This window comes from Winogradskyella vincentii, assembly GCF_020166345.1.
In the GTDB taxonomy this organism is placed as follows: Bacteria; Bacteroidota; Bacteroidia; order Flavobacteriales; family Flavobacteriaceae; genus Winogradskyella; species Winogradskyella vincentii.
In genome coordinates, this window is the sequence record NZ_JAIUJS010000004.1 from 26,065 (window position 1) to 45,589 (window position 19,525).

The 19,525-nt window shown below is 33.6% G+C and carries 15 protein-coding genes; 4 read left to right on the forward strand and 11 right to left on the reverse strand.

Annotated features, from left to right (window positions below):
- Window positions 1–32: 32 nt before the first annotated feature.
- The 5 genes from LBV24_RS08650 to LBV24_RS08670 form a co-directional block, all read right to left on the reverse strand.
- On the reverse strand, window positions 33–2,300 hold the full coding sequence (locus LBV24_RS08650; protein WP_224478251.1) for an aconitate hydratase: 2,268 nt from the start codon (window positions 2,298–2,300) through the stop codon (window positions 33–35).
- 257 nt (window positions 2,301–2,557) lie between these two features.
- Entirely contained in the window at window positions 2,558–3,511 is a 954-nt protein-coding gene (locus LBV24_RS08655; protein WP_224478252.1) for an AAA family ATPase, read from the reverse strand.
- Window positions 3,512–3,515: 4 nt separating this feature from the next.
- A complete protein-coding gene (locus LBV24_RS08660; protein ID WP_224478253.1) occupies window positions 3,516–4,922 on the reverse strand; it encodes a peptidylprolyl isomerase in 1,407 nt (468 codons plus the stop codon).
- Window positions 4,915–5,766, reverse strand: coding sequence for a peptidyl-prolyl cis-trans isomerase (locus tag LBV24_RS08665; protein WP_224478254.1), 852 nt, complete (start codon window positions 5,764–5,766; stop codon window positions 4,915–4,917). Before LBV24_RS08665 ends, LBV24_RS08660 begins: the two co-directional genes overlap by 8 nt.
- An 8-nt stretch (window positions 5,767–5,774) precedes the next feature.
- Window positions 5,775–7,718, reverse strand: coding sequence for a peptidylprolyl isomerase (locus LBV24_RS08670; protein ID WP_224478255.1), 1,944 nt, complete (start codon window positions 7,716–7,718; stop codon window positions 5,775–5,777).
- Between the two features lie 269 nt (window positions 7,719–7,987).
- Between LBV24_RS08670 and LBV24_RS08675 the strand changes: the two genes are divergently transcribed.
- Together LBV24_RS08675 and LBV24_RS08680 are read left to right on the forward strand one after the other, a co-directional pair.
- Entirely contained in the window at window positions 7,988–8,443 is a 456-nt protein-coding gene (locus LBV24_RS08675; RefSeq protein ID WP_224478256.1) for an SRPBCC family protein, read from the forward strand.
- A complete protein-coding gene (locus LBV24_RS08680; protein WP_224478257.1) occupies window positions 8,436–8,672 on the forward strand; it encodes a hypothetical protein in 237 nt (78 codons plus the stop codon). Before LBV24_RS08675 ends, LBV24_RS08680 begins: the two co-directional genes overlap by 8 nt.
- Here the strand turns inward: LBV24_RS08680 and LBV24_RS08685 are convergent.
- The 4 genes from LBV24_RS08685 to guaB all read right to left on the reverse strand — a co-directional run bounded on the left by LBV24_RS08685 (window position 8,669) and on the right by guaB (window position 13,524).
- Window positions 8,669–9,808, reverse strand: a complete 1,140-nt coding sequence (locus LBV24_RS08685) for a lycopene cyclase family protein (protein WP_224478258.1) — start codon at window positions 9,806–9,808, stop codon at window positions 8,669–8,671. The genes LBV24_RS08680 and LBV24_RS08685 overlap by 4 nt on opposite strands.
- Window positions 9,809–10,444, reverse strand: a complete 636-nt coding sequence (locus LBV24_RS08690; RefSeq protein ID WP_224478259.1) for a carotenoid biosynthesis protein — start codon at window positions 10,442–10,444, stop codon at window positions 9,809–9,811.
- Window positions 10,445–11,920 carry a 1-hydroxycarotenoid 3,4-desaturase CrtD gene (gene crtD / locus LBV24_RS08695; RefSeq protein WP_224478260.1) on the reverse strand — a complete coding sequence of 492 codons (1,476 nt, stop codon included), beginning with the start codon at window positions 11,918–11,920 and terminating at the stop codon, window positions 10,445–10,447.
- Window positions 11,921–12,051: 131 nt separating this feature from the next.
- Window positions 12,052–13,524, reverse strand: a complete 1,473-nt coding sequence (gene guaB, locus LBV24_RS08700) for an IMP dehydrogenase (RefSeq protein ID WP_224478261.1) — start codon at window positions 13,522–13,524, stop codon at window positions 12,052–12,054.
- Between the two features lie 229 nt (window positions 13,525–13,753).
- On the opposite strand from guaB, the gene LBV24_RS08705 reads away from it, so the two are divergent.
- The gene (locus LBV24_RS08705) at window positions 13,754–15,985 is read left to right on the forward strand and encodes a TonB-dependent receptor family protein (RefSeq protein WP_224478262.1); all 2,232 of its coding nucleotides are present in this window, start codon (window positions 13,754–13,756) and stop codon (window positions 15,983–15,985) included.
- A 60-nt stretch (window positions 15,986–16,045) separates the two neighbouring features.
- On the opposite strand, the gene LBV24_RS08710 is transcribed toward LBV24_RS08705, so the two are convergent.
- Window positions 16,046–16,909, reverse strand: a complete 864-nt coding sequence (locus LBV24_RS08710) for a hydroxymethylglutaryl-CoA lyase (RefSeq protein ID WP_224478263.1) — start codon at window positions 16,907–16,909, stop codon at window positions 16,046–16,048.
- A 43-nt stretch (window positions 16,910–16,952) separates the two neighbouring features.
- Window positions 16,953–17,570: a LysE family translocator gene (locus LBV24_RS08715; RefSeq protein ID WP_224478264.1), complete on the reverse strand. Its 618-nt coding sequence runs from the start codon at window positions 17,568–17,570 to the stop codon at window positions 16,953–16,955.
- A 196-nt stretch (window positions 17,571–17,766) separates the two neighbouring features.
- Between LBV24_RS08715 and LBV24_RS08720 the strand changes: the two genes are divergently transcribed.
- The gene (locus LBV24_RS08720) at window positions 17,767–19,506 is read left to right on the forward strand and encodes a T9SS type A sorting domain-containing protein (protein ID WP_224478265.1); all 1,740 of its coding nucleotides are present in this window, start codon (window positions 17,767–17,769) and stop codon (window positions 19,504–19,506) included.
- The last annotated feature ends 19 nt before the right edge of the window (window positions 19,507–19,525 follow it).

The window sequence follows — 19,525 nt, forward strand, 5'->3', positions numbered from 1 at the left end:
GTTTATATTTATATAAATTTAAATAGTGTATGTTAAGCGTTTTGCTTTTTAATTAAATTTAAAGCAGAACCTTCTTTATACCATTCAATTTGAGCGTCATTATATGTGTGGTTTAATGCAATAACATCTTTACTACCATCTGCATGAACTACCTCTACATTTAATTGCTTTTCTGGAGCAAATTCATTTAAATCTAAGAAATTGAAAGTATCATCTTCTTGGATTAAATCATAGTCGGCCTCATTAGCAAAAGTCAAACCTAACATACCTTGTTTCTTAAGATTTGTTTCGTGAATACGTGCAAATGATTTTACAATTACAGCTGCAACACCTAGATGTCTTGGTTGCATTGCTGCATGTTCTCTAGACGAACCTTCACCATAATTGTGATCACCAACTACTACAGACCAAATTCCATTTTTCTTATACTCACGTTGCGTATCAGGAACTCCACCATATTCACCAGTCAATTGGTTTTTTACAAAGTTGGTTTTCTTATTAAAAGCGTTTACCGCTCCAATTAATGTGTTATTAGCAATATTATCTAAATGTCCTCTGAAACGTAACCATGGGCCTGCCATTGAAATATGATCCGTCGTACACTTACCAAAAGCCTTTATTAACAATTTTGCACCAGTAATGGATTCTCCAATTGGTGTAAATGGAGTTAACAATTGTAACCTTTCTGAAGTAGGGTTAACACTAATTTCTACACCACTACCATCAGCTACTGGTTCTAAATAACCATTTTCCTTTACATCAAAACCTTTAGGTGGTAATTCCCATCCTGTTGGTTCATCTAGCATCACCTCTTCACCATTTTCATTGATCAGCGTATCTTTCATTGGATTAAAATCTAATCGTCCTGCAATTGCAATTGCTGCAGTAATCTCTGGTGACGCCACAAAAGCGTGTGTGTTTGGATTACCATCTGCACGTTTAGCGAAATTTCTATTGAAAGAATGTACTATACTATTTTTTGGTGCATTTTTAGGATCACTATATCTAGCCCACTGTCCAATACATGGCCCACATGCGTTCGTAAATATCTTAGCATCTAATTTTTCAAAAACATCTAAAATACCATCACGCTCTGCTGTATATCTCACCTGCTCTGAACCTGGATTAATTCCAAATTCTGCTTTAGTTTTTAGTCCTTTATCTAATGCTTGTTGCGCTATTGACGAAGCTCTAGATAAATCCTCATAAGAAGAGTTTGTACAAGATCCTATTAATCCCCATTCTACTTTTATTGGCCAATCATTACTTTTAGCCTTGTCTGTCATATCAGATCCAACAGCTGTTGAAAGGTCTGGTGTGAATGGACCATTTAATAAGGGTCCTAATTCTGACAGATTTATATCAATAACCTGATCAAAATATTGCTCTGGATTTGCATAAACTTCAGCATCGGCCGTCAAATAATCTTTTATTTTATTAGCTTCATCTGCCACATCTTCCCTATCCGTAGCTCTTAAGTAACGTTCCATAGAATCGTCATAACCAAATGTAGACGTGGTTGCACCTATTTCAGCACCCATATTACAGATAGTACCTTTACCAGTACAAGACATTGATAAAGCTCCAGGACCAAAATATTCTACAATAGCACCAGTTCCACCTTTAACAGTTAAAATTTCGGCTACTTTGAGTATTACATCTTTAGGTGCTGTCCAACCAGACAACTTACCTGTTAATCTAACACCAATAAGTTTTGGGAACTTTAATTCCCAAGCCATACCAGCCATTACATCTACTGCATCTGCACCACCAACTCCAATAGCTACCATTCCTAAACCACCAGCATTTACCGTGTGAGAATCTGTACCTATCATCATACCGCCTGGAAAAGCATAATTTTCTAAAACTACTTGATGGATAATACCAGCACCTGGTTTCCAGAATCCTATTCCATACTTGTTTGATACAGATTCTAAAAAGTTAAATACTTCACTACTTGTATTGTTAGCATGCTTTAAATCTATCTCAGCACCACTTTTAGCTTGAATTAAGTGGTCACAATGAACAGTTGTAGGCACAGCAACCTTTGGCTTACCAGCTTGCATAAACTGTAATAATGCCATCTGTGCTGTTGCATCTTGACAAGCCACCCTGTCTGGGGCAAAATCTACGTAGTCTTTTCCTCTTGAAAAGGCCTTGGTAGGTTTACCGTCCCAAAGGTGAGAGTATAATATTTTTTCTGAAAGTGTTAATGGTTTACCCACTATTGACCTAGCTGCATCTAGGCGCTCGGTCATATTAGCGTAAACCTTTTTTATCATGTCTATATCAAAAGCCATAAAATGTGATTAAAGGTTGATAATTAATTATTAGTGGCACAAATTTACAAATTTAAATAGGGATTTAAAAATATGTAACAAAAATGCATTTTTACTAAATATAATTCATAATTAAATAAAAATAATAGGGATATATTAAATTATATACAATGAAATTGTTATTGTTGTAATAATTTAACAAAAATATCTATTTAGAATAAGTTTGAATTAGATTCAATAGACAAAACCCACAGTTAATTGAACAATTTTCTGAGATCTTAAAACAGGCTTTCAATTATTTTTTCATCAGTTATTCCTTCAGCTTCTGCTTTATAATTTTTGATTATACGGTGCCTTAAAATACCTGTTGCCACAGATTGAACATTTTCAATATCCGGTGATAATTTACCAGTCGTAGCCGCGTGAGTTTTAGCTGCTAAAATTAAGTTTTGAGATGCTCTAGGACCTGCACCCCAATCAACAAACTCATTTACAATAGAAGCTGCAGTATCCGTATTAGGTCTTGTTTTTGAGACTAAAGAAACGGCGTATTCTATCACATTATCAGCAACTGGAATACGTCTTATCACTTGCTGAAAGTCCATTATTTCTTGAGCAGTAAATAACGAATCAACTGTTTGTTGAATATCAGTAGTTGTAGTTTTTACCACCTCAACTTCTTCACTAAATGATGGGTACTTTAAATTAATCGCGAACATAAAACGATCTAATTGAGCTTCGGGCAACGGATAGGTTCCCTCTTGTTCTATTGGGTTTTGTGTTGCTAATACAAAATAAGGTAAATTCAGTTGATATCTGTGTCCTGCAACCGTCACCGCGCGTTCTTGCATGGCTTCAAGCAAAGCTGCTTGTGTTTTAGGAGGAGTTCTATTTATTTCATCCGCTAGAATAATATTTGCGAAAATCGGACCCTTGATGAATTTAAAATGTCTATTCTCATCTAATATTTCACTACCAAGAATATCACTTGGCATTAGATCTGGAGTGAATTGTATACGCTTAAAATCTAATCCTAAGGCTTGGGCAATTGTATTCACCATTAAGGTTTTTGCCAATCCCGGAACTCCAATAAGAAGAGAGTGACCTCCTGAAAAAATTGAAATTAATATCTGATCTACGACATCTTCTTGCCCTATAATTACCTTAGCGATCTCTTTTTTTAGAGCACTATACTTTTTTACGAAGTTTTCAATTAATGTAACATCAGACATAAACTTATTCTTTTAACCAGTTACTCTGAAAATCACAACTTCTATACTCTCCATTAATTTTAATATAGGTATTTTGTATGGTCTCTCTTTGCCAAACTTCAATAGCCTTTACTTGCTTGTCTTGTAGTGCGAGATCTTTGATTTTAAGATAGTCTCTTGCAAAGTCAGCTTTGTGATCATCAATTCTGTCAGTGACAGTCATTATTTTAAACTTTATTCTGTTAATCCTGTCCTCATCCTGAATCACTGGGCTAATTTCATCATCTTTTAAGTCTTGTACTTGAGAATACAATTCTGGCTCCATCCTTGTTAATTCAAAATTAAAATCTTGAGTAGTAGGATTAGTTAATTGACCACCTTCAAATTTGGTTTCTTTTTCATCACTAAATTCTCTTGCTGCATCAGCAAAAGTAACGAGACCATTAATTATCTTTTCTCTTACATTCTCTATTTCATCCTTTGCTTTTTGAATGGCATCTTCCGTTAATTCAGGTCTTAAAAGGATATGCCTTACTTCATATTCTTGTCCTCTTACCTTTTCAAGATAAATGATATGAAATCCAAAATCAGTTTCAAACGGCTCTGAAATTTCTCCCTCTTGAAGATTAAAAGCTACGTCTCTAAATTCCTTAACCATTCTAGGACGTTTACGATTCATTGTTGGTAACAAACCTCCATTGTTTTTAGATCCACTATCTTCTGAATAGAATAAAGCTTTGGTTGTAAAACTTGCACCATTCTCCTCAACGTCTTTCTTAAACCCGTTTAGCCTATCAATTACAGCTTGTTTTGCCTCTTCAGTTACCTCAGGAATTACAACAATCTGCGCTAGTTTTAACTCCGTACCAAACGTTGGTATTTCTTCTTCTGGAATTTCATTAAAAAAGGTTCTTACCTCTTCTGGAGTAATCTCAATATCGCGTATCACTTTATCCTGCATTTCTTTGGCTAAGTATGCATTTTTGTTAATCTCATACATCTCCTCTCGTAATGCTTCTTCTGAGTCTTTTTTGTAAAAGTTCAATAGACCATTCATATCTCCATTAGTCTGAGCCAATATACCTTCAATTTGCTGGTCAACTAATGATTGTATATAGAGCTCGTTTACTATAATACTATCTTGAATCGCTTGGTGCGCATATAATTTACTTTCTAAAAGACTACCAAAAAGTTCACATCTAGTAACCCCTTCTAAATCTGCTCCTTGTGCTTTAAGCTGAGCAATTTCTCTATCTAAATCAGATTCTAATACAATGAATTCTCCAACTACCGCAGCAACACCATCTGCTTTAATCCGAGTTTTATTAAGTATTGTATCCTTTTCAACCTTTGGTTTTTCGTCCTCAATAATTTCTTGGGCAAAACTTAAATTGAAACAAAATAAGCATACTAGGACTAGTGCTTTATTCATAAATTTCAAACTGTTTATTTTTAATGGCATCTTTTGTAATATCTTTTTCAAGTTGCTTTATTAGCTCTAATTTCCGCTTGTTTATAACGATTTGTTCTATAGAACTACTAACGTATTCGAGTGGTGCGTAATCATTCTGAATTCTTACATCTTTCACCTGCATCAAATATAGGTTTATTGAATCTTTGAGTTGTATAAAATTAGATTTTTTTAACAGTTGGTTTTTATTTTCAGAATTTACAACAGGTACTTTATCTGCTACCTGAGAATACTTAACCCACATTGAATCATTTAAGGAATAAGCTTTAAACTGAACTGATATTGAATCTAAGTAACGTTTATCATCATTATTGAAACGTTTAAACCTTTTTGTTATGGTATCTAAATCAATAGGGTTTTGTGGAAGACTTAAGTATCTAAGCTGAAGCAAATCATCGTTTAACTTAAATGATTCTTTATTGGCTTCATAAAACACTTCTGCTTCTCGCCTTGGAACAACAGTATCTATATTCTTTTTTACTAAGGCATCTAGATAGGCTTTAGTATATAAATCCGTTTTGTATTGATCTACTAATTTGGTAAACGACTGTTGCTTTGATTCGTTTAAATTTAACATGGCTCCATCCATCAATAATAATTGGGAAGCCCATCTATTAATATATTGATTAACAATCAAAACGCTATCCGCACTCGATGCACCCTCTGGAACCAAATCCTTTATATCATCCTTATAAAGATAAACATCATTTACACGAGCAACTGCACCTTCTTCATCGGCCTTCTTAAAAAAGTCACAACCAACAAACAAAAACAAAACAATGATTATTAACGAAAAGTGTTTCAAGTCAATATTTAATTATTAATAAGCTGTTTTACAGCATTTAATGCATCTTTATTTACTTCAATGCTAAAACGATCATAAAGTGAATTAACCCAATTGGTTTCAATTTCATTTTGGTAATCATTAATCACCATTCCCTTTGCTTCTTTTAAAGATTTTGTACCTGCTGGTAAAATCTCATTTACATTTATAACATGAAATGCCTCATTATGGTTATAAACTCCGGAAACTCCTTTCTTAGCATTAAAATCTGAAGGGAGGCGATTGTCATTTGTATTGTAAACTCCTTTTGTAAATATGACATTTTGCTCTTTATCGTTATTAAGAGCATTTTCAATTTCTTCTTGAGATTTTCCGCGCTTCATTAATTTAAAAACTTTAGTAGCAATATCTTCATCAGCAGAGGAAGCCATTACAAAATCAACACGCTCTTGCCATTGGTATTTAGTCTTGTTTTTTTCATAATAGTTTTCTAACCCAACCGAATCCTTTGCCGCTTTGTTCCATATTTCTTTTTCCATTAAATCGAAAAGTAGAAGCCCATCCCTATACTCTTTTAGAATATTGGCAAATTCTTGATTCTCCATTTCAAGATTATCTTCTCTATACTTTAGGATAGATGACTCAAAAAATGATTCGTATTCCTTTTCTACTACTTCAGAAGCCGGTCTCGCTTTATTGGCATAGGTACGTTGCGCCGCCATTATATGGCGGCCAAATTCATTATAGGTAAAATCCCTTTGATTAATGGAAAAAATAACCTCATCCTTTTCAAAAGAATCTGGTAACCTCCAAGAACGTGAGAAATATTCATCTGTAATGATTGATTCAAAATAAGATTTGGCTTCTTCATTATATCCAATATCATATCTCCCTTTTAACTCCTCCACCATGGCTTGGTTGATCAATTTAGAGCGAGAGTCTCTCTTAACCCTTGCTTCTAACGTAGGTTTTAATTCATCATAAGACTTTATTGGCTTTAATGAAATTCGTTTTACAATATGCCAGCCATAGTCAGTTAAAAAAGGTTCACTAAATTCTCCATCATTTACTAATCCAAATGCATCATCTTCAAACTTAACCGAACTTAATTGTCCGCTTTTAAATGGTGATAGCGTTCCTCCATTCTTTGCAGAACTCTTATCATCAGAGAATTGTTTTGCTAAAGCATCAAAACTCTCTCCTTGTGAGAGTTTCTTATAAATCTCATTAATACGTTCTTCTGGCACTAATAATGAGTCCTTTTGATTTAGTCCAACCATAATATGCGCTGCGGTAATTGTGCCTCTGGAAGGTCTTTTATCATTCACTTTAACTACATGATAGCCAAATTGCGTCCTAAAAGGTTCTGATACTTCACCAACAGGTGTATTATAAGCAGCTGATTCAAAATCGTAAACCATTTTAAACGCTGAGAAATAACCTAAGTCTTCAACGAAAATTGTCGTACCATCATGAGCATCAGCTTTTACTTTGTCAAATCCTTCGTTCAATACACGTTCGCGTAAGGAAGAAATTTTATCGTAAACATTTGTTGTATCCTTTACAGATTCGTCTAAGCGAACCAACACATGAGATGCATTAATATCATATGAATTACGTTCATATGCCTCTTTTACTAAATCCTCAGTGACCTTGTTTTCTGAAAGGTAATTTTTAGTAAGCTGTTTTTTATAACTTAAAAATTCTCTTTGATATTTAGGATCTTCATCCAATTTCAATCGCTTTGCTTCCTTAAGCTTTAATTGATATTCTGTGAAAAGTTTTAAATAACTGTCTATATCCTTTTGACTTTCGTCCTTAACAAGATCCAAATTTTTATTGTACACCCTCAAAAATTCAGAAGTCATAATAGTTTCTCCATCTACAGTAAGTAAAACCGCATCCTGATCTTGCGCTTTTGTTAATTGAACTACTAATAGAAATAAGAGTAAAAATTTAAACTTAGTTGTCATAGAATTTTTCTTTTAAAATCAATTACTTTTTATAATCTTGAAGATGAGCAAAAATAACATAATTAGTACATTTTACAAGTTATTGTTAAGCTATAAATAACCTTAAATCTAACGCACTGAATGAAATAATATTATTTAATATTTCTGCTTAGAAAATCTTAATTATTAATAACATTTGAATTTAATCTTTTACTTATTACAGGACAACGACTTTAAATACCATATCAAACACTTTTTTATACATTTGACTTGGTTAATGTTCTATTTTAATGAAATACACAACTGAAATTATAATTCATAAATCCTTAGCTGAAGTTATTCACAAAATGAATTCTACAGAAAACATGTTGCATTGGCAGGAAGGCTTAGTGAGTACTGAGCACTTATCTGGCACACCAGGTGAATTTGGTGCTAAAATGAAATTGAATTATGATTTTGGCAATAGAAAAATGGCTCTAATAGAAACGATTACCAAAAGTAATTTTCCTAACGAATTCCATGCCACTTATAACACAAAGGGCATCCATAATATTCAACAAAACTTTTTTGAGAGTATTACAGAAGAGGAGACAAAATGGATTTCTAAAAACGAATTTCAACCTACAACCTTTGCAATGCATGCAATGTTGTTCTTTATGCCTAAAGCATTTAAAAAACAGACCAAAAAATTTATGAATAATTTTAAAAATTTTGTTGAAAACGGCAAATCTGTAGCAAATGCGTAAACTTAAGTTGATTTGGGATTTTAGAGGACCTGTTAGCAAACAAACCGCAGAACATCATTTAATTCACCTTAAAGAATATATCAAGGCAAATAAATTAGATATTAAAAAAACAGGTGTTGAAACCTTAAATGAAATGCACAGTTTGGCATATTTGGTTGTTGATGAATCTGAAATGAAGCCGATTAGAGATGCATTAAAACCTCATAGAGGTCAAATCTTCCCTTCTTAAAAAATTCGCTTTAATAAAGCAATTGTAAAATTTTTGGGCGGCACAGAAGAAATAATTTTTAAGTCCTCTAAAATGTTGGTCTCTTCATCTAAAAATCTCAAAATAGTTTTGGTTTTAGCTTTTTTAAATAATGAAGCAAACAATTTTGAACCCTCACCATTATTATTTGCTAAAACATCTAAAAACAGTACGTCATAAAACCAAAATTTTGAACTTTTGTGAAACTTGGACAAATCATCATTCTGTTTCAGAAATTGAACTAAAGACCTGGTTTTTTTAGTCGTATTCTTAAATGTATAGCCGGTACTTGCCTTAGTCCAACCTCCAGCAGTACCAATATTCAAAATATTCTTTGAATTTAATTTTGAGAATTTATACGATGTCATTGGAATGGATCCCTTTTCCCTTTCTATAATCTCGTATTCTTTTATTCCTTTATTTTCTAAGTATTTCTTTATTGCTTCTTCATACTCATTTAATGGCAACAGTGCTTCTGAGAATAAGGTATATTCAAACAGTGCAATATTTTTCTCAATAGGTAATACATACATAAATCGGGTATTACCTTTTTGTGCAACAGTAAAATCCATAAAAGTTGCTACGGAATCATCAAACTCATTTGACTCTGTTTTAATAAACCAACCTACAAAATGCTGCTGTAGAACCGGATACTTATCTTGTTCTTTGTATAAACTTGAAGCTGGTATACTATTAAAGACTTTGGCGCCTGAATATGATTTGTCAATTGTTTTAACCCGTACAGCATTGCTTTGCTCCTCAACTTCAATAACTTCATCTGTAACAAATGATATATTTGACTTTAGTTTAATCTTTTCCCATAAAAAATCATAGAATCTTTCACTTCTAATCATTTTATAGTTATAGTCGTCTAAATTGACAGTTTTCGAGAACTCCTGACTACCAAACAAAATATTCGGCCAACTTTTTCGAATCAAATTATCCCATTCACCTGCATCTTTCTCCCAATAACACCAAGTTCTATCATTGCCCTTGTTATCTTGCTTGTCAATAATTAAGATAGACTTATCGTCAAAAAAAGAATCTTGAGACATGCGATACGCCAGCATTAAACCAGAGGCACCGGCTCCTAATATTATGAAATCTTGATTAGTCATTTAAAAGAATAAAAACACGGTAAAAAATACAACAATAGAAACGAACACGTGTATTGAAATTAATTTGCTAGTGTTTATTTTAAAATATTGATAACCTAAATGGGCAATAAATGCGGTACAGAGCCAACCAATATAATTTTGTAATGGCACGAAACCATTTTCAAATTCCCAAAAATCAAATCGTGGTGCTGAAACTTCAATTACGAGATCTAATCCTGTCATTAATAACGCACCAATTAAAGATGTAACTATTATATTCTTAAAAAATAATCTAGCAATATCTGCCGTAGACATAGTTAGCAAAGCCCAGTTAACACAAATAATAATTGGTACTCCAAAAACCTTCTGGCCAAGATTTTCACCATAACTGTAATTTCCAAATATTAATCCATAATTAACACCCAGAGCCTCCGCAATAAACCCTAATAAAAATGGAATTGCAACAGCAATAACTATATGCCACTTAAAATCCTCAATATTTACCAAAATGATTATGAACGTCAGTAGCAAATTGATAGGTGACATACTCAAAAACCAATCTGAAAATTCAGGAGATAAAATTCCTGTCATTCCCGATATTGAAAACAACCATATAATGAAAACAGAAAAGTATTTGATAAATTTTTTATCAGCCATTTAGTTGGTTTTTTGAATTAAATCTGAAACTATTTTTCCAGACAATAGGCATAACGGTATTCCACCTCCAGGATGGACACTTCCACCACAGAAATACAAATTCTGAATGGATCTTTTGAAATTCGGGTGTCTTAAAAAGGCTGCAAACTTATTATTACTTGCTGCTCCATATAAAGCACCTTGATAACTCTGAGTATTAGATTCAATCTTCCTAGGATCTAATATGCTTTCAAACTCAATAAGTTCTTTGACATCTACTTTTAGTAACCTGCTAATTTTGGAGATGATATTAGCTCGTGATATTTCAATAATTTCATCCCAATTTTGACCTGTATTGCTAGGGACATTTATCATTACAAACCAATTTTCGCATCCTTTAGGCGCATCATTTTTTTCTTCTTTAGAGGTTATATTGATATATACAGTTGGGTCATCACAAACGTCTTTTTTATTGAAGATAAAATCAAACTCAGACTTGTAATCCTCTGAAAAGAATATATTATGAAGGTCTAATTCTGGAAATTCTTTCTTAATTCCCCAATAAAAAATAAGAGCAGAACTGCTTCGAGGCTGATTCAATATTTTCTCAGGTGCCTTATGTTTTTTAAGTAGTTGTCTATATGTTGGTACAACATCAGAATTTGAAACCACAATATCAGCCTCAATGATTTCACTGTCAATTCTAATACCTTTAACGCTTCTTTTTTCAGTAATTATTTCATCTACTTTTTTGTTAAAATGAAATTTAACATCAATATCCTTGGCAAGTTGATATAAACTTTGTGTTATGGAATGCATGCCACCTTTGGGAAAAAAAGTCCCGTAATATTGTTCTAAATGAGGGATCATAGACATAATCCCAGGTGTTTTGTAGGGTGAAGATCCATTATATGTTGCAAATCTATTGAAGAATTGTACTAACCGGTCATCTTCAAAAACCTTAGTGTTATATGCATTGAGACTCACATTAATGTCGAGGGCATTTACCTTAATAATTGCTTTTAAAGTTTCTGTACTAAGGTATGTTGTGAATTTATGTAATGATTTTTCAAGAAAAAGAGTTGATGTTAAATCGTACTTGCGTTTACTTCTTTTTAAATATTCAACTATTGCTTCACTATCTACATTGAATGTCTTTGATGCCTCTTCTGCAAATTCATTAATATCCGCAAGTGCTGAAAATGTACTCTCATCATCGAAAAAATAATTACAAACAACAGATTTTCTTTTGTACTGAAAGTAATTTTGAATTGGCTTATTAGCTACCTCAAACAACTCCTCTATAAACTGAGGCATGGTGAATAAAGAAGGTCCCATATCAAATCGATAACCCTCAGCACTGAAGGCTGTGAGTTTGCCACCTGGATATTCATTTGCTTCATATACTGATACAAGATGGCCTTTAGATCGCAATCGAATTGCCGACGCTAATCCAGCAACACCTGCTCCAATAATTACAATTTTCTTTTTTCTCATAGGTTTTTGCAAAGATAAGTGCTAGGCTATTTTGTTAATATGGGCATTAACATAATTATAAGGGAAATTAATTTTAACCCTAAAAAAAACAGCATCGAGTTGATGCTGTTTTATGTTTAAATATGTATCTACTATCTTGAATAATTTGGAGCTTCTTTGGTAATAGTAACGTCATGTGGATGACTCTCATTTATACCACTAGCTGTGATTTTTACAAATCGACCAGTATCTTTTAATGTCTCAATGTCTTTAGCACCACAATAACCCATACCTGCTCTTAGACCACCAACAAATTGGTGTATACTTTCAAAGAGCTCACCTTTATAAGGTACACGACCAACAATTCCTTCTGGTACCAACTTTTTTATATCATCTTCTACGTCTTGAAAATAACGGTCTTTACTACCTTGTTTCATAGCTTCAACAGAACCCATTCCTCTATAAGACTTGAACTTACGTCCTTCGTATATAATTGTTTCACCTGGACTTTCTTTTGTTCCAGCCAATAGCGAACCTAACATCACTGTATCGGCACCAGCAGCAATGGCTTTAGGTATATCACCAGTATATCTAATTCCTCCATCAGCAATAACAGGAACACCTGAGCCTTTTATGGCCTGTGCTACTTCAAGAACAGCAGAGAATTGTGGAAATCCTACACCTGCCACAACACGTGTTGTACAGATGGAACCAGGTCCAATACCAACTTTAACAGCATCAGCACCAGCTTCAACCAAATATTTTGCGGCGTCACCTGTAGCAATATTCCCAACGATCACTTCTAGTTTCGGAAATTTCTTTTTTATTTCTTTTAAAACTAGAACTACACCTTTGGTATGTCCATGGGCCGTGTCAATAACAACAGCATCAACACCAGCTTTAACCAATGCTTCGGCTCTTTCAACAGCATCACCAGTAACACCTATTGCAGCGGCAACTCGGAGTCTCCCATAGGTGTCTTTGTTAGCAAATGGTTTTTGAGTTACCTTGGTTATGTCTCTAAACGTTATTAAACCACCCAATTTATAATTATCGTCTACAATGAGTAGCTTTTCTATTTTATTGGCTTGCAAAATGGTTTCTGCATCCTTTAAAGAAGTACCGACAGGTGCAGTAACAAGATTTTCACCAGTCATTACATCAACAATTGGTTTTTCATTCTTATGCTCAAAACGCAAATCCCTGTTTGTCACAATTCCTTTCAATGTTCCGTTGTCATCAACAATTGGAATACCACCAATACTATGCTCACGCATTGCATTTTTTGCATCAATTACCTTTGCAGTCATTGGTAAGGTAACAGGATCTATTATCATCCCACTTTCTGCACGTTTTACGCGTCTTACCTTGGCCGCTTGATCTTCAATGGTCATGTTTTTATGCAATACACCTATACCTCCTTCTTGAGCCATGGCAATTGCCATTTTGCTCTCAGTAACAGTATCCATAGCGGCTGAAACAACAGGAATATTGATAGTGATATTTCGTGTAAATTTTGACTGAATATTAACTTCGCGAGGTAGTACTTGAGAAAAAGCCGGGACTAAAAGTACGTCGTCATAGGTAAGACCTTCACCTAAGATTTTGTTTTCGTGTGCTGTCATGATGCAATTAAAATATAATTGCGTGCAAATATAAGTGTTTTTTAGGTTACTTAATGTCAACTAAAGGTTAAATGAATATATGCTCACATTATATGCATCATTTTAATTATCTATAAATCAGATATTAGTAAATTTTATTTTTATTTATTCTAAATAAACTTTGACAAAACGAAAATCAGTCATAAATTTGCACATTGAATAAATATTTATTTTTAATCAGTCTAAATAAATGAAAGTAAAATTAGCCCTGTCATTGCTTGGTTTAGTAACAGTATTAACCCTACAAGCTCAAGAAAATCAAACAAAATCACAACTAGATTCAATTCAAAAACTTGATGAAGTTATATTGAATGCAAATACCATTTTTGGGAACAAGTACGTTGCTCGACATAGAACCGGTTCTGCTTATTATGTATCTCCAGAAGAACTCAAAAAATTCAATTATACAGATATTAATAGAGTTTTAAGAAGTATTCCTGGTGTCACTTTTTACGAAGAAGATGGCTTTGGCTTAAGACCAAACATAAGTCTAAGAGGAACATCACCTCAACGTAGTGCAAAAATATCATTGATGGAAGATGGCGTGCTCATAGCACCTGCACCATATAGTGCACCTGCCGCATACTACTTTCCTTCTGTTGGCCGTATGCAAGCTGTAGAAATTTTAAAAGGAAGTAGTCAAGTACAATTTGGACCATTTACAACTGGTGGTGCCATTAATATGATTTCTGCACAAATCCCAAATAAGTTAAAAGGTGAAGTTAGAGCCAGCTACGGTGCTTTTGATACACAGCAAATTTTAGCAAGAATTGGAGACAGCAAGCAAAATTTTGGTTATATGGTCGAATATTTAAATTTTGGGTCTAACGGATTTAAAAATCTTCCGGATAATAGTAACACCGGCTTTGACATCAATGAAGTTACAGCTAAATTTAAATTCAACACTAATCCGAATGCAAAATTAAAGCAAGCCCTAGAAGCAAAGTTTCATTATTATGACGAACGCTCAAATGAAACCTATTTAGGTTTAACTGAAGAAGACTTTGAAACCTCTCCATATAGAAGATATGCGTCGTCACAAGATGATAAAATGACAGCTGAACAAATTCAGTTGATGTTAACTCACACTTTAGATTTAACCAAAAATTTTAGAATTACCACAAATGGATATTACAACAAGTTTTCACGTAATTGGTTTAAACTGGATGATGTTGTATTCAACGGTGACAAACAACGTATTGCTGATGTTGTTGGAAACCCTTCTCAATTTGAAGATCACATGGCCATTGTACGTGGTGATGTAGATTCAGCTGCAGATGCACTTTTATTGAAAGCTAATAACCGTGTGTATTACTCAAAAGGTATACAGACAAAATTAGATTATCATTGGTATGGCGATAACACATTTCATGATATAGAGATTGGTTTACGCTATCATTATGATGAAGAAGACCGATTTCAGTGGGAGGATGGTTACAGTATTATAAACCAAGAGATGTCTAGAACGTCTTTAGGTCCAAGAGGAGCTCAAGGAAATCGTATAAGCAGTGCGACAGCATTTGCAACCTATGCAATGTATAAATTAAAATTCAAAGACTTAACATTGACACCTGGTGTGCGCTATGAAAATATTGTATTACAACGCGAAAACTTTGGAAGTGATGATCCAACCAGAACTGGCAGTGATTTGGCATTCCGAGAAAACAAAGTTGACATTTTTATTCCAGGAATTGGTTTCAATTATGCCTTTTCAAATGACGTTACTGTATTTGGAGGTGTGCATAAAGGATTCTCTCCTCCTGGTAGTGAAGAAGGTGAGAAACCAGAAGAAAGCATAAACTATGAATTAGGTTCTCGATTTACAATTGGTCAGTTACGAGGTGAAGTTGTAGGATTCTACAATGATTATAGCAATTTATTAGGAAGCGACTTAGCGGCCACAGGAGGTACTGGTTCTTTAGATCAATTTAATGCTGGTGAAGTAGCTGTTAGTGGACTTGAGTTACTTTTAAATTATGAGTTACTACCGCACAACTCTAAGTTTAAAATGCCTGTATCTTTTGGATATACATTTACTAATACTGAGTTCTTAAATAGTTTTGGAAGTAATGAGGGCGTTTGGGGAGAAGTAAATGAAGGTGATCAGTTGCCATACATTCCAACACATCAGTTTAATGCGATTATTTCACTAGAACACAATAAATACGAGATAAACTTAAGTGGTCGATACAATGGTGAATTTAGAACGCTTGCAGGTTCTGGAGATATTCCAAATAATGCATTGGTAGCTTCAAATTTTATAATTGATTTTTCTGCTAAATATCACTATTCTAAAAATTTAAGTCTAACTGCGAATATTATAAATATGTTAGATGAAGTCTATGCAGTTTCTAGAGTTCCTGCTGGTCTCAGACCTGGTCATCCTTTTGGAGCAAATCTAGGGTTAGAGTTTAGTTTTTAACAAATATAAATTGGTTAATTGGCGAAAGGCGTTACTTGATAAAAAGTAGCGCTTTTCATTTTAATGATAGTTGGCAAATATCTTTGTTGCTTCATTATACGCACTTTCAAAATTCATAGCATTAAGATCATGTGCTTTTTTTTGAGTGAAATAAGAAAGCATTTTTTCAGTTGGCATATTTCCCGTTAATTCATCCTTTGCCATTGGACATCCTCCAAAACCTTGAATGGCACCATCAAAGCGTCTACAACCAGACTTATAAGCCGCATCAATCTTTTCAAACCATGTTGAAGGTGTAGTGTGTAAATGGGCACCGAATTCAATATCTGGATAACTTGGTATTAAATTTGAAAACAAGTAAGTAATATTCTCCTCATCCGAGCTACCAATTGTATCACTCAAGGACAGAATCTTTACACCCATTTTCGAAAGACGTTCGGTCCACTCACCCACTATATCAACATTCCATGGATCTCCATATGGATTACCAAATCCCATTGATATATATACCACAACTTCTTTATTGGATGTATCAGCAACCTCCAAGATTTCATTCAATGTAACCACAGATTGTGCAATGGTCTTATGAGTATTACGCATTTGAAAATTTTCAGAAATCGAAAACGGGAATCCCAAATAGTCAATTTCAGTATATTTTGAAGCATCATTTGCTCCACGCGTATTAGCTATAATCGCTAACAATTTACTCTTGGTTTTACTGAGATCTAACTGCGACAAAACTTGTGCAGTATCTACCATCTGAGGTATTGCTTTAGGAGAAACAAAACTCCCAAAATCTATGGTATCAAAACCAACACGTAACAATGACTGAATATATTGCACCTTCTTTTCAGTGGGTATAAAATCCTTGATACCTTGCATAGCATCTCTAGGGCATTCAATAAGTTTAACGTGCTTATTCATTGCTCAAATATAAGGTTTAGACATTCCAATTCATAACTATAACTTATATTAGAATGAATATGGCAATTCCAACAAAAACAACAATTTGAAGCCATTTAAAAACCTTACCTGAGTTTTTATGACTCAATGTGTAAGTCTTAATTTCACTAGCTAATAATGCAATAGTAGAAAAAATAACAAAGGATACTAACATGAAGATTCCTCCAAGTATATAAAACTGAATCACAGTACTCAAGGAATCACTGAATAGAAAACCAGGAAAGAATGCTAGAAAAAATATGGTAACCTTTGGATTAAGCACATTCATAAAAAAACCTTGTACAAAAAGAGCCTTTAAACTTTTCTTAGGCGCTCCATTAGCTTCAAGATTCACCTCTGAATCTGATTTATAAACCATAAAAGCTAAATACAATAGATAAATAGCTCCAAAAATTTTTATTGCTAAAAATATATTTTCATTTGCCTTAATAATAGCAGATACACCAAAGGCCAATAAGGTTGTGTGTATTATACATCCAGTAATTAAACCACAAACGGTTGCCAAACCATATGACTTACCATTAGAGATACTCTGTACCAGCACATAAATATTATCTGGACCTGGAGAGATTGCCAGAGCAGATGTGGCTAGTGCAAAAGAAAAAAGTACTTCTATATTCAAAACAAAACTTTGCTCTAAAATACGTTAAATGAAAATATTTTTAATTAACCATAATATTTAATAGGACAAGATTAAATCAAGTCAGAGTTTTTAATTGGATAAACTGTTAAAGAATTAAGCGAATTATCGAATTTAAATTGATAATTGTCCGTAATTTCTTATTTTGGGTCGCTTTGAAAATTAAAAACAAAACCAAATGAACCAAAAATTCTTTCGCCGATTCACCTTGTTTTTCGTGCTTTTACTTATTGGAATCTCATCTAGTTATTCTCAAAATGATGAATGTGGATTTGAATTCACAGAAGAAAATCAAAACTATTATAATTCCATAAAAGAGCAGATAAAACAATTAGAAACTGAGTTTCTACAAAACCAACTTACTGGTAGAAGTTCTACAGTTGTAAGTTCTGTTCCTGTTAAGGCACATATTATTAGACAATCTGATGGGACAGGTGGTTTAACTGATATGGAATTAAATGATGCAATGGCTACCATGAATTCAATTTATATAAATGCAGGGATAGAATTCTTTTTGTGCGATGGAATAAATTATATCAATAGTGATGATTATTATACTTATGAACAGGCTGAAGAGTCGTTAATGACCTCAGTTCATAACGTCAACGGTGTAATAAACATATATTTTACAAATTCAATAACAAGTAGTTCTGGAGGTAGTCTTTGTGGCTATGCTTATTTCCCTGGTGGTCCTGAGACTATTTTAATGGCAAATAGTTGTACGACCAATGGTAGTACTTTATCTCATGAAATGGGACATTTCTTTGCATTATCGCATACCCACGGCAACAGCAATGTCTTTAACTCTACTCAAGAGCTCGTAGATGGTTCTAATTGCGAAAGTACTGGTGACTTCATATGTGATACTCCTGCCGATCCAAAATTGGGAGTGAACAATGTTAATGTAGATTGCAATTATACTGATACTACTAGTCAAGATGCTAATGGAGAGATTTATCAGCCAGATCCATTAAACTTTATGTCTTATTCTCGTAAAAGATGTAGATCATTATTTTCACCGCAACAATATGCCAGAATTAACGCTATTTATCAAGTTTCTAGAGAAAGTATGGCATGCCCAAGTTTTAGTACTGATTTTATTGCAGATGAAACCGAAACTTGTGGAACAGACCTCACAGTTAGTTTTACTGATAATAGTGTTGGAGCTACGTCTTGGTCTTGGGATGTAGATGGTGATGACATTGTAGATTATAACACCCAAAATGTAACACATACTTATAATGGTGTTGGCGCTTATGATGTAGCATTAACAGTATCAAACGGTTCGAGCAATATAAGTAAGGTTAAAGCACAATATATCAATGTTGGAGCACAAGAAATTAGTACAACGACTATTGAGTTGAGCCTAACACTAGACGATTGGCCAGCTGAAACATCATGGAACTTTTTAGATGGAGACGGAAATGTATTGTATTCTGGAGGACCATACGTCGAAGGCGTTGATGATTTTACAACAAAAACGGAAACGTTTACAATCAACCCTGATTTATGCTACAAGTTTGAAATAAATGATAGCTATGGAGATGGCATTTGCTGTGCTTCAGGGAATGGAAATTATGAGTTAAAGGCTGATGATAATACTTTATTGGCGAGTGGTGGTAATTTTAGCAGTGGTACTACAAATAATTTCTTTAATGGCGTACTTAGCGTTAATGAATTTAGTAATGAGGAGATTAACCTATACCCTAATCCAGCTTCAAATTCCTTCACTGTAAAATCGAAAATACTTCCTGATAATTTTGAAATCTTTAATGCACTTGGTCAGAAAATAAAAACGTCAAAAATAAATTCAAATCAAGATTTAAACATAAATGTTGAAAATTTAAAGGAAGGTATTTACTTTATCAAACTTACAAGAGACAATTCTAGTCAGGTCTTATCATTTATTAAAGATTAGCAGACTATTTGAAATATAA